Annotated in this window: 13 protein-coding genes; 8 read left to right on the top strand and 5 right to left on the bottom strand. The window is 32.5% G+C overall.

The genetic code is table 11. The annotated features are described in order from the left end of the window. Position 1: 1 nt before the first annotated feature. Both AB3G33_RS10255 and gnd read right to left on the bottom strand, forming a co-directional pair. Entirely contained in the window at positions 2-1,321 is a 1,320-nt protein-coding gene (locus AB3G33_RS10255; RefSeq protein ID WP_367768967.1) for a gluconate:H+ symporter, read from the bottom strand. 53 nt (positions 1,322-1,374) lie between these two features. After that, positions 1,375-2,274 carry a phosphogluconate dehydrogenase (NAD(+)-dependent, decarboxylating) gene (gnd, locus tag AB3G33_RS10250; protein WP_367768964.1) on the bottom strand — a complete coding sequence of 300 codons (900 nt, stop codon included), beginning with the start codon at positions 2,272-2,274 and terminating at the stop codon, positions 1,375-1,377. An 848-nt stretch (positions 2,275-3,122) separates the two neighbouring features. Here gnd and AB3G33_RS10245 point away from each other — a divergent pair. From AB3G33_RS10245 to AB3G33_RS10215, 7 genes are all read left to right on the top strand, one after another. Then, positions 3,123-3,461, top strand: coding sequence for a P-II family nitrogen regulator (locus tag AB3G33_RS10245; RefSeq protein WP_367768961.1), 339 nt, complete (start codon positions 3,123-3,125; stop codon positions 3,459-3,461). A 35-nt stretch (positions 3,462-3,496) separates the two neighbouring features. After that, positions 3,497-4,702: an ammonium transporter gene (locus AB3G33_RS10240; protein WP_367752360.1), complete on the top strand. Its 1,206-nt coding sequence runs from the start codon at positions 3,497-3,499 to the stop codon at positions 4,700-4,702. A gap of 370 nt (positions 4,703-5,072) precedes the next feature. Then, complete coding sequence (locus tag AB3G33_RS10235; protein ID WP_367768959.1) at positions 5,073-6,158, top strand: DUF3667 domain-containing protein; 1,086 nt, start codon at positions 5,073-5,075, stop codon at positions 6,156-6,158. A gap of 261 nt (positions 6,159-6,419) precedes the next feature. Next, a complete protein-coding gene (locus AB3G33_RS10230) occupies positions 6,420-9,836 on the top strand; it encodes a DUF2126 domain-containing protein (protein ID WP_367768956.1) in 3,417 nt (1,138 codons plus the stop codon). 77 nt (positions 9,837-9,913) lie between these two features. Beyond that, complete coding sequence (locus AB3G33_RS10225) at positions 9,914-12,505, top strand: circularly permuted type 2 ATP-grasp protein (RefSeq protein ID WP_367768954.1); 2,592 nt, start codon at positions 9,914-9,916, stop codon at positions 12,503-12,505. Then, entirely contained in the window at positions 12,495-13,364 is an 870-nt protein-coding gene (locus tag AB3G33_RS10220) for a transglutaminase N-terminal domain-containing protein (protein WP_367768952.1), read from the top strand. The genes AB3G33_RS10225 and AB3G33_RS10220 overlap by 11 nt, the downstream gene beginning before the upstream one ends. Positions 13,365-13,466: 102 nt before the next feature. Beyond that, positions 13,467-14,297, top strand: coding sequence for a protein-glutamine glutaminase family protein (locus AB3G33_RS10215; protein ID WP_367768949.1), 831 nt, complete (start codon positions 13,467-13,469; stop codon positions 14,295-14,297). Positions 14,298-14,345: 48 nt separating this feature from the next. Here the strand turns inward: AB3G33_RS10215 and AB3G33_RS10210 are convergent, their stop codons facing one another. Further along, on the bottom strand, positions 14,346-14,702 hold the full coding sequence (locus tag AB3G33_RS10210) for a hypothetical protein (protein WP_367768946.1): 357 nt from the start codon (positions 14,700-14,702) through the stop codon (positions 14,346-14,348). Positions 14,703-14,871: 169 nt separating this feature from the next. Between AB3G33_RS10210 and AB3G33_RS10205 the strand changes: the two genes are divergently transcribed. Next, positions 14,872-15,132 (top strand): heavy metal-associated domain-containing protein, encoded by a 261-nt coding sequence (locus AB3G33_RS10205; RefSeq protein WP_367768943.1) that lies wholly within the window; start codon positions 14,872-14,874, stop codon positions 15,130-15,132. A gap of 17 nt (positions 15,133-15,149) precedes the next feature. Here the strand turns inward: AB3G33_RS10205 and AB3G33_RS10200 are convergent, their stop codons facing one another. Further along, positions 15,150-16,316, bottom strand: coding sequence for a sugar MFS transporter (locus AB3G33_RS10200; RefSeq protein WP_367768941.1), 1,167 nt, complete (start codon positions 16,314-16,316; stop codon positions 15,150-15,152). 66 nt (positions 16,317-16,382) lie between these two features. Beyond that, positions 16,383-19,010, bottom strand: coding sequence for a glucosidase (locus AB3G33_RS10195; RefSeq protein WP_367768939.1), 2,628 nt, complete (start codon positions 19,008-19,010; stop codon positions 16,383-16,385).

Genomic DNA, 19,010 nt, shown 5'->3' with positions numbered 1-19,010 from the left:
ATTAACCTACAAATAAATTAAGAACTAACACCCCTACTAACCCTGTAACACCAACTATAGTTTCCATTGCTGTCCATGAACGAAAAGTATCCTTAATACTGATTCCAAAATACTCTTTAAACATCCAGAAACCAGTATCATTTACGTGAGAGCACATTAAACTTCCTGCTCCTATTGATAAAACCATCAATTCAGGACTGACCCCAGAACTTATCACTAAGGGTTGAACAATACCTGCAGCAGTTAATCCTGCAACCGTGGCCGATCCTAATGCAATGCGTATAATAGTAGCAATAAGCCAACCCAAAAATAAGGGTGAAAGTGTAGAGCCATCAAAAAAAGTAGCTAAATCAGATCCAATTCCACTATCAATCAATAGTTGTTTAAAAGCACCACCAGCACCAATTATTAAAATTATCATAGTGACAGAACTCATAGAAGTACTAAATTTATCCATAATGTCCATCATCTTTTGCCCTCGTTTTATCCCTAAAAAAACAATACCAAATAATACTGTAATCAACATCGAAGTAGTTGGATTTCCTATAAACTCTAATGTGGTCCGCAAATCCGATCCTTCTGGTAAAATAAAAGCACTCAAAGTCCCTATCCCCATTAAAATAACGGGAGTGAGTGCAATCATGAAACTTGTCAAGAAAGAAGGCATTTCTCCTTCAGTAAAAGTTTTACTTTCGAATAATCCTTTAGGCGGATTCGTTACAATTTTTTTTATAAATTCAGGAAAAATAATTCCTGCAGCTAGCAAAGCAGGAATAGAAACTAAAATTCCATATAATAATGTTTTACCAATATCTGCCTTGAAAATTACTGCTATTGCAGTTGGTCCAGGATGTGGAGGTAAAAAACCATGTGTAATTGATAAGGCCGATGCCATGGTAATACCTAGATAAATAAAGGGTTGTTTCGTATTGGCCGCAATGGCAAAAACCATTGGAATCAAAATAACAAAACCAGCATTATAAAACATGGCAATTCCTACAGCAAAACCAGTAACTAAAACGGCCCATTTTACTTGATTCACACCAAAGGAATTGATTAAAACAGTACTGATTCGTTGTGCTGCACCACTCTCGGATAGTAAACTTCCAAGCATGACTCCAAAAGCCAAAATTAAGACCAAAGATCCTAAAGTACTACCTATTCCGTTTTGGATGGAATTAACAATTGTTCCAAAAGGCATTAGCTTTACTATACCAACAAAAAAAGAAGCCAATAGTAAAGAGATAAATGCATTAAATTTTAGAACGGTTATTAAAAATAGCAACAAAAGGATACTTGCAATTAAAATCAGTATGGACATAAGTTAGAATTTAAATTTTACACTCTTTTAGTTTTCTAGCGAATTGTGGAAAATTATTCGTTTTTTTCTACAGCATGACCACCAAATTCATTTCGGAGGGCCGCAACTACTTTACCAGAGAATGTATCTTGCATTTGAGAACGATAACGCATCATTATCGATAACGCTATAACAGGTGTTGGCACGCCTAAATCCAATGCTTCTTCAAGTGTCCATTTTCCTTCTCCTGAGGAATGCATAACTCCCTTTATACCCTCGAGTTTAGGATCTTTTGAGAAAGCATTTTGAGTCAATTCCATTAACCAACCGCGTACTACAGAACCATGATTGAACAGTTTTGCTGTTTTTTCGAAATCAATATCAAATTCAGAATGTTCAAACACTTCGAATCCTTCTGCAATTGATTGCATCATTCCATATTCAATTCCATTATGAACCATTTTAGTATAATGGCCACTCCCAGAAGCACCTGTATATAAAGATCCATTAGGAACTGAAATATTCTCAAAAACTTCTGCTACATAATCAAATACTTCTTTATCTCCTCCCACCATCGTACAAGCGCCATTTAATGCACCAGAAGTTCCTCCAGATGTACCACAGTCCAAATAGCAAAACCCATTTTCTTTTAAAATTTTATACCTGCGTTTTGAATCTTTGAAATTAGAATTTCCTCCATCGATGACAATATCGTTTTTATTTAAAAAAGGGATTAAAGAAAAAATAACTTTATCTACAATTTCTCCTGCGGGAACCATAATCCAAATCACTCTTCGCTCGGTTAATTTTTCGGTTAATACAGCAACTGAATTAGCCGTATCTATTCCTTCTTTCTCTATTTTAGCTACAAAGTCGGTATTAACATCATTGGCTACCACATCATACCCATTTCTTTGCAAGTTTAAGGCTAGGTTAAAGCCCATTTTTCCTAATCCTATCAGTCCTATTTGCATTGTATCTCGTATTTAAGTATCGTTTGAAATTATTTTTTTTATCAACTGTAAAAATATCAGTTTTAATTTTCTAATATACAGTTTATCAGAAAAATAGTCCTCTTTTTTTTTATATAATGAAATATACCCATTTATTTTTTAATTATGTCACCAAGAATGAGGTTAATAAATCAAAAAAGATTGATGTCCATTTTATAATTATCGCTCATCTAGATAAAGGCCTTTTATATCGTGTCTAAAACAATTTTTAAACATTTGTTATTACTATAGATTTCTTACTACTATTAAAACTGTTCAATAATCATAAATAACTTTTGTTATAAAATAAAATTAAGACTACACCCCCCTTTATTTTACTTAAAATTAAAAATTCACCTATAAAAAGATGAAACATTAAGAATATTTATCCTGTAATATTTAAAAATAACTCAAAAAAATGGGGGTATAGTTAAAAAATTTAATTGTGAATAGTGCAATTATTTAAATCTATAATGAATATTCTTTATTATTTTGAAAGGATATTTTGTAATTAATAATTCTACCTTTTTTTATCCAAAAACTCAGTTCTTATTTATAATTCTTAAATAAAAGTTAATAAATTCGTCACTGAAAAAAAATAGATTTTAACAGATAATAAACAATAAATCATTGTTATTATTGAATAATACACTAATTAAATACAAATTCACTGTATATAAATCAAATACTAAATTAATCACAAAAAAACAAACACTATCAAAATTTCTAATTCCCAAAAATTATTTGCTTATTTTCTGATTAGAAAATCACAAAAAAAATCAAGGAAAAATACTTAAACAAAATAAATCAATTATAAAATCCACTTAATTATGAAAAAAATCGAAGCCATTATTCGAAAATCAAAATTTGATGAAGTTAAAGAAGCTTTACACAAAATAGAAGTTAATTTTTTTACGTATTGGGACGTTACTGGAGTTGGTAACGAGAAAGAAGGACACGTGTATAGAGGTATTACTTACAGTACAACAGATATACAAAGAAGATACATTTCCATTGTAGTTTCGGATCCTTTTCTAGAAAAAACAGTTGACGCTATTTTGAATGCAGCCGCTACCGGAATGGTGGGCGATGGTAAAGTATTTGTTTCTGATGTACAAGAAACGTATAGAATAAGAACCAAAGAAAAAGGAACAGACGCTGTTAACTAAATCACTTTTAAAACTAACTAATAAAAATATATATTATGGATACGAATGCTGCAATGGACTTAATGTGGGTGTTAATCGCCGGAAGTTTAGTGTTTTTTATGCAAGCCGGTTTTACACTTGTAGAAACTGGTTTTACTAGATCAAAAAATACTGGAAATATTATAATGAAAAATTTAATGGATTTCTGTATTGGAAGTCTTGCTTTCTGGGCAGTAGGATATTCGTTAATGTACGGAGATTCTATTGGAGGATTGGTTGGAGATATGAAGCAATATGCTTTTTTTGATAGTCTTCCAGACATGCATAGTTTATTTTTTCAAACTGTATTTGCAGCAACTGCAGCAACTATAGTTTCTGGAGCGATTGCTGAAAGAACAAAATTTACTACTTATTTAATCTTCTCTTTATTAATGACATTAATAATCTACCCTATTTCTGGTAGCTGGGTATGGAATGCAGGTGGATGGCTAGCTAAAATGGGATTTACTGATTTCGCTGGATCAACTGTAGTACATGCTGTTGGTGGAGCTGCTTCTTTAGTAGCTGCTGCTATGGTAGGCCCTAGAATTGGAAAATACACAGATGGAAAATCAAATGCTATACAAGGTCATAGTTTAATGCTAGGAGCTTTAGGGGTATTTATACTTTGGTTAGGATGGTTTGGGTTCAACCCAGGATCTCAACTTGCAATATCTGGTGATAACGCTTTTAAAGTAGCAGCTATATTTATTACAACAAATTTAGCAGGTGCTGCAGGTGCGTTAGCAGCTATGTTTTTAACTTGGATATTTTACAAAAAACCAGATATTTCAATGACTTTAAATGGAGTTTTGGCTGGATTAGTTGGTGTGACAGCAGGTTGTGCAGCTGTAAGCCCATTAGGAGCTCTAATTATTGGATTAATTTGTGGGGTTGTAGTTGTATTTTCAATTGAATTTATCGACAAAAAATTAAAAATTGACGATCCAGTTGGAGCGGTTTCAGTTCATGGAGTTTGTGGTGCATTAGGAACTATATTAGTTGGATTTTTTGCTACTGATGGTGGTTTATTCTATGGTGGTGGTTTTGATAAATTAATTGTACAAATCACAGGTGTTGCAGCAATTGTAGCATGGGCAATGGGAGCTTCTTTTATCGTATTATTTATATTAAAGAAAACTATGGGACTAAGAGTTACCAAAGAAGAAGAGATTGATGGTTTAGATATTCATGAGCATGGAACTAATGTTTATAATGACTAAACAATTAAAATTATAATAAAAGTTTATTTACAGTGATGCTTCCTTTTTATAAACACACCCTCATGTGTTTTCTAAAAGAATTGCGGTTGGCAATCAAAAATTATTTTTTAAGCATCATTTTAAATACCTAAAACATAAAGCCTACAACAAAATGATTTTGTTGTAGGCTTTTTTTATTGAATATACATTTACATTAAAAAAAAAAATTTAACTTAACCTTTTTAAATTAGATTAAATGCAACCACTATAAAAGTAAGTCGCAAATAAAAACATACTAGTTAATTAAACATTAAAACTATAGGACAGCAATTATAAATCAAATAAAAAAATAATAGATTTACCAAAATAGATTTCATTTACAACACTGCTTATGTCAAAAGAAAAGTTACGAATAGATAAAACATGCCTTAATTGTAATTATGTTGTTGACCAACGTTACTGTCCCAATTGCGGTCAAGAAAACACGATAAGCACTAAGTCTTTTCATCATATCTTTATTCATTTTTTTGAAGATTTAACCCATTACGACAATGCATTTTGGAGAACCATTTTTTATTTATTTTTCAAACCTGCAGCATTAACTAAAGCTTATCTTTCTGGAAAAAGATTATCATTTCTAGCGCCTGTACGTCTTTATATTTTTATTAGTTTCGTTACCTTTTTATTACTATCCTTATTCCCAACTAGCGACACAAAAGAAGTAACAATTCCAATTACTATAGAAAAAACTCAAGTAAATATCCCCTCAATTGATTCATTACATATTGAAGAAAAAAGCGTCGATGGATTAACAAAAGTTGGAATATTATCTCAAAAAAATAATGATACTATTAAAAAGATTTTACTACAAACTACTAAAATTGACACTACTAAAATAAACAAAAAAGAAGTGGCTGATTTTGGTTATAAATCTATTAATGAACTAGACTCAATACAAAAAAATGGGGCAGAAAAAGCAAAAGTAAGCAAAACCGAATATTGGTTCCTAAAAAAATGGCTTGCTGTAAAAGAAGAAAATACAAATGAGGAAATCATTGAGAAATTCAGTGAATCATTTACGCATAACCTCCCAAAGGTACTGTTTATGTATATGCCTGTTTTTGCTTTTATACTATGGGTTTTTCATGACAAAAAAAAATGGTACTACTTTGATAATGGTATTTTTACTTTGCATTATTTTTCGTTTCTACTCTTATTGATTTTAACCCTGTTCTTTATAGACAAACTCTTTCTGTTGTTTGGTGAAAATCCTATTTTGACTTGGGTTCATTTTGGTCTCAAATCGATTGGCATTTTTTGGATGCTGTATTACTTTTTTCCTGCACACCGAAGATTTTATGGAGAAAAAATCATGATTTCTTTATTAAAAAGTAGTGTAATTTTACTGATAAATGTTATCATTATAATTATTCTAATGGTGCTTTTCGCACTATACACCTACATCAATATTCACTAAGAACTATTTAACAAATTACAAAAGGTTCCCCTTTCTTTTTTTAAAAATAGGTTTAAAAAAAATCTACCCATAATTGATATAAACGATAGGATTTAGAATTTGAATAATTTAATTCTTGTTACATAATTCGCAATTATAAAATGTAAAAAAAGCAATCATAGCAAAAAATTAGGTCGATTATTATCATAAAAAAAGCATAAACTATGATTTTTTTGCAATATTTGTTATACTACTACTATTCAAAGATAACACGCCTAAATTATGTCAATAAAAATCGCTATTTCACACAAAACAACTTACAAATTTGACCGAAGCGTTAAATTATTCCCTCATGTTTTTAGACTTCGTCCAGCTGTACATTCTAGAACGGCTATAGAAGGATACTCTTTTAAAATAAGTCCTGAGGATCATTTTATCAATTGGCAACAAGACCCTTTTGGGAATTATCAAGCTAGAGTTATTTTTCCTGAAAAAATTAAAGAATTAAAAGTCGAAGTCGAAGTTATTGCAAAACTTCAAGTCATCAACCCTTTTGATTATTTTGTAGAAGAATATGCTCAAAAGTATCCCTTTAAATATGATACTATACTGGAACAAGAATTAATTCCTTATTTAAAATTGAGTGAAGAAAGTCCCATATTCTTAAAATTTATTGAAAAAATAAAACTAAATGATTCCATAGAAATAAATGATTTTTTAGTTTATCTGAACCAAGAAGTTTACAAAACGCTTTCTTATAATCTACGAATGGAGGCAGGAGTACAAACACCAGAAGAAACATTACGAATAAAAAGTGGCTCTTGCAGAGATTTTGCATGGCTATTAATTCATGTTTTACGTCACTTTGGTTTAGCTGCACGATTTGTTTCTGGCTATATTGTGCAATTAGCACCCGACATAAAATCACTTGATGGCCCTTCTGGACCAGAAAACGATTTTACTGATTTACACGCTTGGGCCGAAGTTTATCTTCCTGGAGCAGGATGGATTGGACTGGATCCTACGTCTGGACTTTTTGCAAGTGAAGGTCATATACCATTATGTTGTACTCCCCATTATGAAAGTGCAGCGCCAGTTACAGGTGCAACAGAAAAATGTGAAGTAAGTTTTGAATTTGAAAATAAAGTAACTCGCATTCATGAAGACCCAAGGGTAACTAAACCCTATTCTGACTGTCAATGGGAAGACATCATGGCGGTAGGAAATGTAGTGGAGAAGGATTTAATTGAAGGTGATGTGCGTTTAACAATGGGTGGAGAACCCACCTTTATTTCTATTGATGATTTTGAGGGAGCCGAATGGAATACTGCAGCCGATGGACCATTGAAACGTAAACTAGCTTATGATTTAGCCCTTCGTTTAAAAAAACGATTTGCTCATGGAGGCTTGCTGCATTTTGGACAAGGAAAATGGTACCCTGGAGAGTTATTCCCACGTTGGCAATATGGACTATACTGGAGAAAAGACGGATTCCCTTTGTGGAAAAATGATGCGCTAGTAGCAAAAGAAGGTGAAACTCAATTTACTTTTCACGATGCTGAAAAATTTGCTGTCGAATTGACCAAATTTTTAGGTATTGACACTAAAAACATATTACCAACTTACGAAGATCCAATCTATTGGGCTCTAGAAGAAGGTAAACTTCCAATGAATTTAGATCCATTGAAAGTGAATTTAAAAGATTCTATGGAACGTCATAATTTGGCAAAGGTATTAGAAAAAGGCTTGAATAATCCAGCAGGATTTGTTTTGCCAATACAAAAAAATCACAATAATGATAATTGGGAAAGTTGTGCTTGGGAATTTAGAAGAGGCAATTGCTTTTTAATTCCTGGAAATTCTCCAATTGGATTGCGTTTACCATTGGATTCCTTACCAAAAATTTCTAAAAATAAGAGAGAAACAGTTGTAGATAGAAGTTTATTTGAAGACTTACCCGCTTTAGGTGATTATTCAGAAAAAATAAACAAACGTTATGGGACCATTTCAAAACTCATTCAGTCTGTCAAAAAAGTATTATCTAAAAAAGAAGAAAAAAAAGAAGAAGAATCTTTATTATTTGAAGTAGACACTTTTATTACCGCCATGTGTATACAAGAGCGCGATGGAATGTTGTACATTTTTCTTCCTCCAACTGATTATTTAGAAGACTATGTAGATTTAATTACTTCGATAGAAATTACTGCAGAAAAATTACAAATGCCAGTAAGAATTGAAGGATATCAACCAAAGTCGGACTACAGAGTCGAAAAAATGATGGTAACCCCAGATCCAGGTGTAATTGAAGTAAATGTACATCCAGCCAAATCTTGGCAAGAAATTGTAGACAACACAACGGCGCTATATGAAGAGGCATTTCTATCTCGTTTAGGCACCGATAAGTTTATGGTAGACGGTCGTCATACTGGAACTGGAGGAGGGAACCATGTAACATTAGGAGCTGAAAAGCCTGAGGATAGTCCCCTATTGAGAAGACCTGATTTATTGCGAAGCTTAATCACCTATTGGCAACACCATCCCGTTTTAAGTTACCTTTTTGCTGGACCCTTTATTGGACCAACAAGTCAAGCACCGCGTATTGATGAAGGTCGTGATGAGCGTCTCTACGAAATGGAAATTGCTTTTGATCAAATCCCAAAAGACAAAGAAGTTCCTTTTTGGATGGTGGACAGAATTTTCAGAAACCTATTAACTGATATCACTGGAAATACGCACCGTTCAGAATTTTGTATCGATAAATTATATTCTCCTGATTCATCAACAGGACGTTTGGGAATATTAGAGTTAAGAGCTTTTGATATGCCACCTCACAAACACATGAATTTAGTTCAAAATTTATTAGTTCGTGCCTTGGTTGCAAAATTTTGGAAAAACCCATATGAGAAAAAATTAGTCCGTTGGGGAACTGAACTACATGATAAGTTTTTGTTGCCTCATTTTGCCTATTTGGACATGATTGATGTAGTTAATGATTTAAAAGATGCTGGATATAATTTTGACATTTCATGGTTTGATCCTTTTTTCGAATTTAGATATCCTCACCATGGTAATGTGACTATTGATAATATCCAATTAGAAATTCGATTAGGTATTGAACCATGGCACGTACTTGGTGAAGAACTCTCAGGCTCTGGAACCTCTCGTTTTGTAGATTCCTCATTAGAACGTTTACAAGTAAAAGTTTCTGGAATTGTACCAGAACGCCATATTTTACTATGTAAAGGCTGCCGAATTCCTTTAAGAAGTACTGGTACAAAAGGAGAATATGTAGCAGGAATACGATATAAAGCATGGAATCCACCATCCGCTTTACACCCAAATATAGGTGTAGATGTTCCATTGGTTTTTGATATTGTAGATACTTGGAATAATAAAGTAATCGGTGGCTGTACCTATTTTGTAACACATCCAGGCGGAAGAAGTTTTGAAACTATGCCTGTGAATAGTTTTGAAGCAGAATCAAGAAAGATAAGTCGCTTTTGGGATTTTGGTCATACACCATCTTCAGTACATAATGACATGGAAAACGAGAAAGAAATTATAATAAATAATAGTGCAACTTCTCGCTTTTTAGTAGAGTCTAAATCCGAACTTAAACTTGATACTCCCATTGAACTTATTAACCCTGAATACCCTTACACATTAGATTTAAGACATTATTGGAAAGCAAAAGAATAGAATAATTGCATTGTTGTTCGCTTTAAAAACCTTTATTTTGCCAATTATAAAAAACGCAATTCATTTACAATTAACAAATGATTCAAGATATTTCATTGGGATTACTCCAATCTTATAAAGAGAAAATAAATACGTACGATGAAGTACTTGACAAAAACGGTCAAGTAAAACCGTATTGGCAAAAGCTTTTTGATACTTTAGAATCTATAGGTCTTGAAGAATTAGAATTACGTAATCAAGAAATTATAAAAAAACTAAGAGAAAACGGAGTTACTTATAATGTTTATGACAATAATAATGAACCTAATCGTGCGTGGAAACTAGATCCAATTCCGTTTTTAATCCATAAATCAGAATGGGAAACCATTGAAAAAGGGTTAAGACAAAGAGCACATCTTTACGATTTAATTCTAAAAGATATTTATGGACCACAATTATTAATAAAAAATTCAATTATTCCAGCTGAATTAATTTTTGATAATTCTGGTTTTCTATTGCCTTGTTTTGATATTAGACAAAAACTAGACATACAATTACTTAATTATGCCTGTGATTTAGCTAGAGGGCCGGACGGAAAAATGTGGTTATTGGATAATAGAACTCAGTCACCATCAGGTTCAGGATATGCGCTAGAAAACCGAATTGTAATGAGTAAAGTTTTTCCTGAACTGAACAAAAAAATGTTTAGAAGCAGACTTTCTCCTTATTTTAATGACCTGCAACAAACTGTTGATGCACTTGGAAACAACACTAACGAAAATCCAAATGTAGTTTTTTTAACACCTGGACCTGGAAATGAAACCTATTTTGAACACGTATATTTGTCCTCACATTTAGGTTATACACTTGTGCAAGGAAGCGATTTAGTAGTTAGAGATGGCTATGTATGGTTGAAGTCTATTGACCAACTAGAACGTGTAGATGTCATTATTAAAAGAGTCGATGATGAATGGTGTGATCCATTAGAATTAAAAAGAAATTCATTAATAGGAATTCCTGGTTTACTGCAAGTAATCCGTTTAGGTAATGTCGCTGTTATAAATCCGCCTGGAACCAGTGTTTTAGAAAATCATGGTTTGATGGCTTTTATGCAAAATGCCTGTAAATATTTATTAAAAGAACCTTTAATATTAAGTTCTATAGCTACATGGTGGTGCGGTCAAAAAAAAGAACTGAATTATGTTCTTGACAATTTACCCAAACTAATTATTAAAAAAACAAATCGGAAACAAGGTTTTAGATCCATTTATGGACGTCTTCTTGATAAACAGCAATTGGAAGACTTGAGAATCATGATTCGTAAAAATCCAAAGGATTTTGTAGCACAACAAGAGGTTAGTTTATCTACTACCCCATCATTTATTGATGGAGAAATTGTACCCAGATTTGCTGCAATGAGAGCTTTTTTAATTTCTGATGGAAACGAGTATAGAGTTATGCAAGGTGGATTAACCCGCAGCTCTGCAATAAAAGGAAAGTTTGAGGTGTCCAACCGTTTAGGAGGTTTGTCTAAAGATACTTGGATTATAACTGATACCCCAAATGAATATAATGAAAGTTATGTAGAACGTAGAAACCTAACAAATCATCTAAACAATTCATTAACAAGTAGAAATGCCGAAAATTTATTTTGGGTAGGGCGCCTGTGTGAAAGAACAATGGCTTTGAGAAGTTTTTTAAAAATAATCTTGAGTCGCCTTAATGAAAATGTTACTAATAAAGAAAATGAGCAACCTGCTTTTTTAATAGTACTTCTCAAATCTCTTACTCATCTTACTCATACCTATCCAGGATTTGTAGGAAAAGAAAAGGAAAGTGATCCAGAAGTAAACATTGACGATACCATTGCTAATCCAATTCCTGAATTACTTCTTTTAATTAGTGATTCAAAAAAACCTGGATCTGTTACTTATAATATTCAGGCGTTGTTAAATACCTTAAATCAAGTAAGTGAAAAATGGAATCACGATACCCGCCGAATTATTAATTTAGTAGAAGACAGTCTTGTTGCGCTAAAAAGTTCAAACACGAGTAATATCAACCAAGTAAATCACGGTCTTGATAAATTACATATTCGTCTTTTCTCTTTTTATGGAAATGTTTATGAAACATTACCTAGAGATAATGGCTTCTACCTATTGGAAATAGGGAAAAATGTAGAGCGCATTTTATCATTGATTTCTGTTTTCAAATATACTTTCAATTATAAAAAAGTTGAAGAAGAAGAAAGTGTTTTAATGGAAGCTATTTTAGAAAACCATCATTTATTAGCCCAATACAGAAACATTTATAAGTCTCATTTAAGCTTGAAAGCTGTTATTAATATGGTTTTTTTAGAGCAAAACCTACCGTATACACTTACTTTTTTACTCGATACGCTTTCTTCTTATCTTTCTAAATTGCCAAAAACAATAGAACCAAATCGATTAAGTCTTGCTGAAAAATCAGTTTTGGAAGCAAGTACAATTATAAAATTAATTGATGCTAATCGTTTAATACAAGCGGATAGCGATACTCTTTTTCGACCTGAACTAGACCAAACACTTTCAGATGTTTTTGATCTAATTTCGAATGTGTCAACTAACTTGGCTAGTTTATACTTTAATCATTCTGTTATCCAACACTCCATTTTAGACACCTTAGACAATATGAATTCTGATGAAATATAAACTAAAACACAAAACCCTTTACACTTATGTGAATGCTGTTCACAATTACCAAAGCGTATTGTGTTTACAACCGCAAAGTTCAGCCAGACAAATTTGTACCAATTTTAAAATAGAAATAGAGCCAAAACCTTCTAAAATTTATAGTAGAAAGGATTATTTTGGAAATATTCAACATTATTTTTCTTTACACGAGTCACACACCAAATTGAATGTTATTGTGTCTAGTGAAATAGAAGTTTTAAAAAATGTAGTTCAACCCTGGAGCACCATTTCCTGTGAAGAAACTACATTAAAAATCAATGCCAATCCTGTCCTTAAAGCGGACCTTTTAATTTATCAATTACCTAGTCAATTTATCAATTGGGATGACAATATAATTGCCTTTGCTCAAAGTTGCCTTATTCCAGAAGCCCCGCTTTTTGAATGTGTTATGAATTTAACAAAAAAAATATTTACCGATTTTGACTTTAGATCAGGATCAACAAATGTAAATACACCAATCAGTACAGTACTGAAAGAAAAAAAAGGGGTTTGCCAAGATTTTTCTCATTTGGCTATCGCTTGCCTAAGAAGTGCAGGTATTCCAGCACGCTATGTAAGCGGTTATATTGAAACTTTACCACCAAAAGGTAAAATAAAGTTAGAAGGTTCTGATGCATCACATGCTTGGATATCTGTTTATATTCCTGAAATGGGGTGGTGTGAATTTGATCCTACTAACAATATGATTCCACAACAAAGGCATATTGTTACTGCATACGGTAGAGATTTCGCTGATGTTTCTCCACTTAGAGGAATAATATTTAGTTCAGGAGAACATAAAGTCAAAGTGGAAGTAGATGTAATTCCAGTAGTTTAATACTAAAAAAAAAAAATCATTAAATCAAAACATCAAATATTAACCCCTGCAAAAGCTTCAATTGTAGATCAAGATACTGCTAAAAAAGTATTCAAGGATATATTGAAGGCATCATTGCCTGTAGGGTATCAGCAAGCAAATTGTCATAATTTGTCGCATTATATAAGCTTGCTATTAGAATCAAAAGGGATTATAACATCTAAAATTTGGGCTTTTTCTCCTGGTATTTATTCCAATTCAAATTCACAATTAATCACATTTATTGATAAAAAAGAGCTCTCTCCTAATGGAACAATTGATTGGGGATATCATGTTGCCACAGTATTACATGTAAACGATGGTATAGAAACACACCAAATGGTAATTGATTTAGAGCTTTTTCCAAAAGGTCTAGTTCATTATAAAACATGGTTAGATAAACTTAAAACAAAAAAGCTAATTTCATTAATGCTGGATTTTGAATGGTATTTGTTTAATTCCACTATGATTCCTAATTCTCAATTGAAATATGACGCAAATGGTATGCTAAATTCAAAATTAAAAAACATTATTCTTCCCGAAACATTTTCAGATAAGTTGATAGATGATTTTTATAAATACACCGATGATTCTTTACAAAATCAATGGCTAGAAAAAGGATTAGCGATCAATGCAACGGCCGTTGAATTCTATACTGAAGAAATAGCACCATTATTAAAATTAAATAATCAGGCACAATTAATCAATGATTATAAAAATTTAGTGGGAAACGTATTCAATTTTGAAACCGTATTTAGAGACAACAGGTGGAATTATGATATGACTACCGATTTTCAAAACCAATATTACACCATAATTAATAAATACCGTGAGATCTACAACAATAATCTTATAAAATGGGGACTTAGTGTTGCTAACTTAAAGAATATAATAGATTCAAAACAATTTGAATAAAAGACATTAATAGAATCGATTTTCAATAGCATATTTATAAAAATGAGTCTATTGATTGCCGTTATTTTCCTCTAAATCATTGTGGTTGTCACCACCTATACTGTAATGATTGTTTTCTTCATCTTCACTTCCAACATTTTCCTGAGCATCATCCAACTCGGAACCAGGAATATCTAAATCACCACCAGACATATCTTCTTCAAAGTCTTTTTCATTCAACTTAGTACGATTATTTATTTCTACTGGGATTTTCTTTTTGGTAATATCATCTGGGTTAATATCACTCTCTTTATGAAATTGATTGTAAATATCTTCACTTGGAGGATAATTAAGAGAATCTGGGAGTTTGTTTTTATCTTCTTTACTTTTTTTTAAAGAATCTGAATTTTTATCTGAATTTTTCATTTTTTTTCGTTTTAACTAGTTGACTACTAAACACTAAGTTAATCATTTAATATTTAATAGCTTTCCTATTATTAAACATAATAATCAATTAAATAAAAAATAATAGAACATAAATGCTTAAATTTATAGTAACTTCTTAGATAAGTATTAACCATTTTATATAAAAAATATGAGCCTCCTAACAAACAATGTCATCCCAGATAATCATGGTAAAGTTTTTGGAACAAATGCCATGGAAGAGACTGATTTACTAGAAATCAAAAAAAATTTATTGGAACTTGAAGGTATAAAAAATGTTATCGTCAATTTAGAAATATTCCCGCGAGAATTTACTGTTCACACTAATAAGATAGTGAATATTACTGATATTGAAAACAAAGTAAAACAAATAGGGTTTCATGCCATACCAAAAGACACCTTTATACTTTAAAAATTAATAAGTAGATATCAACTTTTGCTTTTAGATTTTTTTTGCATGTACCACATTAATCCAACCATTCCAAAAGCGATGAGCCCCATCCATTTAAACAATAATGCTAATGGATAAATTGCACTTAAAAATCCAAGAAAATTAGTACTGATGCCAGTTCCAAACTGAAGTGATGCTACCATCAAACCAGATACCATTATAGCTTGGCTTGTATTTTCTTGTGTAGCCCAATTTACTGAAGAAGGAAATAAGGAAGACATCAAAATTCCTACTAATGCCATTCCTAAAAGACTCCAATTTTCAACTGTGCTCATTGGAATCAAGTAAAACATAAAAACGATTAACAAAGCCGATAGTAATGTAATGCCTTTCATTTTAAAACGAGCTGATAAGAGTCCAAAAACAATTCTCCCAAAAGCCAATCCACCCCAAAACAAAGCGAGTCCTACTGCAGCTGTTTTAATTGAAAAACCTTGGTTCTTGAGGAAAACGGCACCGTAACTACCTAAAGTACCCTCACAAATTCCATAAAGAATAACAATAAGGACAAATCCCCATAAACGCAATGGGATTTTTAAAGTACTGGCCTGCAAAGTATTCTCCTGCTTATTTAAATTTAAAAATAACACAAACACCAATAAGATTAGTACTAATGCAAAAACTATTAGGGGTAAATACCACCACAAATTGGGGTTATGTAACATACTAACGAGCAGTGGTGCGCCTGCAGTACCCAATCCTAATGAAAAATGGAGTCCGGAAATAGATGCCAATTCGTTATTTGGAAAAAGCTGAAAAGCTAGCGGATTGAGCACCGTTATTACCAATCCGAAACCAAGACCCAAAAAACAAGTGCCAGAATAAATTAAAAATAAAGCTTTTGTTTTTTCATGTATAAAAAAATGGCTCATGAATAATAAAAACAGGGTAAAAGCCAGTGATATGCACCCTTGGAGCAAAACATTTTTCACGCCCCATTTTGAAACAAAAAAAGGAGTCAACAAAGCCGAAAAAATAGCCAAAATAGTTTGTGGTATAAAAATACTACTGAACTGATTGCTACTGAATCCAAAATGAGCAGAGTCAGTAAAAATAGGCCCTAGAGCAGGATAAATAATCAAGGATAATCCGGTTAACAATCCTCCGAGATAAACTACAACCGTTTTAAGTACTTTGCTTTCCATTATAATATAATCTTTAAATAATTAGAATCCATCTTTCGTACAAAAGTGATTTTTGCCTTAAACTAATTATTGGGTTTCATGAATTAAATTGGCTATTAAAGCAGTCCACCCCGTTTGATGAGCAGCACCCACACCCCTACCAGTATCTCCATGAAAATATTCGTAAAAAAGAATTAAATTCTCAAAGTCTGCCTCTTTGTACTTTATAGCATGTAAGGCATGAACAGGGCGATTTCCTTCTGCATCTTTTTCGAAAATTAAAATCAGTCGTTTACTAAGCTCATTTGTTATTTGCTGCAAATCCATTTCATTATTAGAACCAGTTGGAAATTCAAGCTTTACAGTATCTCCACAATAGGAATAATATTCTTTTAAAGATTGAATAAACAAATAATTTAAAGGCATCCAAACTGGGCCACGCCAATTTGAATTACCTCCAAAAAGTGTCGTAGTTGATTCAGCTGGTTCATAATTAATGCTGTAATTCACTCCTTCGATATTGATACAATATGGGGCTTCATGCACTTTAGATAAAGACCGTATTCCGTGTGGACTTAAAAATTCATTTTCATCCAATAGCGCTTTCATTAATATTTGTAAACGATCTTTGGGTACCAATGACAATAACAAATCACCTCCATCTGTATGTTCTGTTATCACGGGATATTTTAAACTATCATTTCGAAATTTTTCAAACCACAAAACACTTTTTCTAAAAATGGGTAAACGCTCCAGTGTTTCTTTCTTGATGCAAAAAACGGCTGTCATAGATAATAATCCTGCTATGGAACGCACTTTAATTGGCATAAACTCGCCATTAGGGAAGACCAATTTATCATAAAAAAAGCCTTGTTCCTCATCCCAAGTCCCTATAAATTCAATACTCATTTTGTTTAAAGCCTCAGCAATAAAGACAAAATGTCCAAAGTACTTGGTAGCCATATCTTCATATGAATCGTCTTCCATGGCTATTTCTAAACTCATTTCAAGCATATTCAAGCAGTATAAAGCCATCCAAGAAGTTCCATCTACTTGTTCTAAATGTCCGTTACCCGGAATTCCATGACTTCTATCAAAAACCCCAATATTATCTAATCCTAAAAAACCGCCTTCAAAAACGTTATTTTCATTAGTGTCCAATCGGTTTACCCACCAAGTGAAATTAAGTGCCAATTTGTTAAATATGCGTTTCAAAAATTTAATATCCCCTACTCCATTTTTCTTTTTGTCAGTTTTAAAAACTTGTAAAGCGGCCCAAGCTTGCACAGGAGGATTTACATCACTAAAAGACCATTCATAAGCTGGAATTTGACCATTGGGTGCCATATACCATTCTCTGGTAAAGAGCAGCAACTGTTGCTTTGCAAACTCGGGATCTATTAATGCAAAAGTGGCACAATGAAAAGCCAAATCCCATGAGGCATACCAAGGATATTCCCAGGCATCTGGCATCGAAATAACATCGTGATTCCGAAGCGTGGTCCAATCACTATTTCGACCATTCCATCTTGCTGCAGGAGGTGTAGGTTCTTTGGCATCTCCCTCTAACCAAGTCTCTATTTCATAATTATAATACTGCTTTGACCATAATAATCCTGCAAATGCCTGACGCTGAATTGCAGGTTCAACCTTGGTGTCGTTTCCTGCTATTCCATCATAAAATTCCGAACATTCCGTTTGTCTTTCAGTAACAATTTGCTCGAAATTCTCATCAAAAGGATTTTCTATTTCTTGTTTTGAAATACGCAATCGCACGGAATACGATGCTCCTGCTTCTAAATGAAGCTGATACAAAGGACTGAATTTTGTTCCTTCACTATTTTTTTCTGCCAATGAAAAATCATCCTTTATCACTGCATCATGAAATAAATCTTTTTTAAATTGATGATCATTTGGACTATCAAAAATTACTTCTTCATTAGTTTCATTTTCAGTAAACAGAAGCTTGGAAGCATCATCAAAATAAAAATTATAATTCCCTACAAAAGGATGAACAATGGATACAAATGTTTTATTTCCTGCTACTTCTTTTTTGATGACTGGTTTTACAATATCCTTTTTGAAACTCCAAAAATTACGAATCCATAAAGTGGGTAATAGAGTAAGCGAAGCAGCACTGGCACTTCTATTGTTGATGGTGATTTTAATTAAAATATCTTCGGCGTCGGCTTTGGCATATTCCGTAATTATGTCAAAATAGTCATTATTATCAAATATTCCTGTATCCAACAATTTGTACTCTAACTCATTTTGATTTCGCTTCTTATTTTCAGCAACCAATTGATCATAAGGAAATTCGTTTTGAGGATATTTATACAAATGTTTCATGTAGGAATGAGATGGCGTATTTTCAAGATAATAATACAGTTCCTTAACATCTTCTCCATGATTTCCTTCTGGACCAGTTAGACCAAAAAGGCGCTCTTTTAAAATAGCATCTTTCCCATTCCAAAGGCCTATACCAAAACAGATATTACAATATTTATCCGAAAAACCTGCAATTCCATCTTCTCCCCATCGATAGGTTCTACTTCGAGCATGGTCGTGTGTAAAATAGTTCCAAGCATCACCTGACGCGCTATAATCTTCTCTTACAGTTCCCCATTGACGCTCACTAAGATATGGTCCCCAATGAAGCCAATCTTTTTCTTTAGCATAATTTTCGTTAATCCTCAGCTGTTCTTTCGATACCAT

Origin of the sequence: Flavobacterium sp. WC2421 (assembly GCF_040822115.1) — a bacterium.
Taxonomy (GTDB): Bacteria; Bacteroidota; Bacteroidia; order Flavobacteriales; family Flavobacteriaceae; genus Flavobacterium.
Note: the sequence above shows the minus strand (reverse complement) of the source record. Positions and strands in the feature narration are given on the sequence as shown.

What these genes read in the sequence shown, in the direction of transcription:
- AB3G33_RS10240 (WP_367752360.1), top strand. Translation starts at nt 3,497, where the DNA reads ATGGATACGAATGCTGCAATGGACTTAATGTGGGTGTTAATCGCCGGA.
- AB3G33_RS10200 (WP_367768941.1), bottom strand. Translation starts at nt 16,316, where the DNA reads ATGGAAAGCAAAGTACTTAAAACGGTTGTAGTTTATCTCGGAGGATTG.
- AB3G33_RS10195 (WP_367768939.1), bottom strand. Translation starts at nt 19,010, where the DNA reads ATGGTATCGAAAGAACAGCTGAGGATTAACGAAAATTATGCTAAAGAA.
- AB3G33_RS10205 (WP_367768943.1), top strand. Translation starts at nt 14,872, where the DNA reads ATGAGCCTCCTAACAAACAATGTCATCCCAGATAATCATGGTAAAGTT.
- AB3G33_RS10210 (WP_367768946.1), bottom strand. Translation starts at nt 14,702, where the DNA reads ATGAAAAATTCAGATAAAAATTCAGATTCTTTAAAAAAAAGTAAAGAA.
- AB3G33_RS10245 (WP_367768961.1), top strand. Translation starts at nt 3,123, where the DNA reads ATGAAAAAAATCGAAGCCATTATTCGAAAATCAAAATTTGATGAAGTT.
- AB3G33_RS10235 (WP_367768959.1), top strand. Translation starts at nt 5,073, where the DNA reads ATGTCAAAAGAAAAGTTACGAATAGATAAAACATGCCTTAATTGTAAT.
- AB3G33_RS10255 (WP_367768967.1), bottom strand. Translation starts at nt 1,321, where the DNA reads ATGTCCATACTGATTTTAATTGCAAGTATCCTTTTGTTGCTATTTTTA.
- gnd (WP_367768964.1), bottom strand. Translation starts at nt 2,274, where the DNA reads ATGCAAATAGGACTGATAGGATTAGGAAAAATGGGCTTTAACCTAGCC.
- AB3G33_RS10220 (WP_367768952.1), top strand. Translation starts at nt 12,495, where the DNA reads ATGAAATATAAACTAAAACACAAAACCCTTTACACTTATGTGAATGCT.
- AB3G33_RS10225 (WP_367768954.1), top strand. Translation starts at nt 9,914, where the DNA reads ATGATTCAAGATATTTCATTGGGATTACTCCAATCTTATAAAGAGAAA.
- AB3G33_RS10230 (WP_367768956.1), top strand. Translation starts at nt 6,420, where the DNA reads ATGTCAATAAAAATCGCTATTTCACACAAAACAACTTACAAATTTGAC.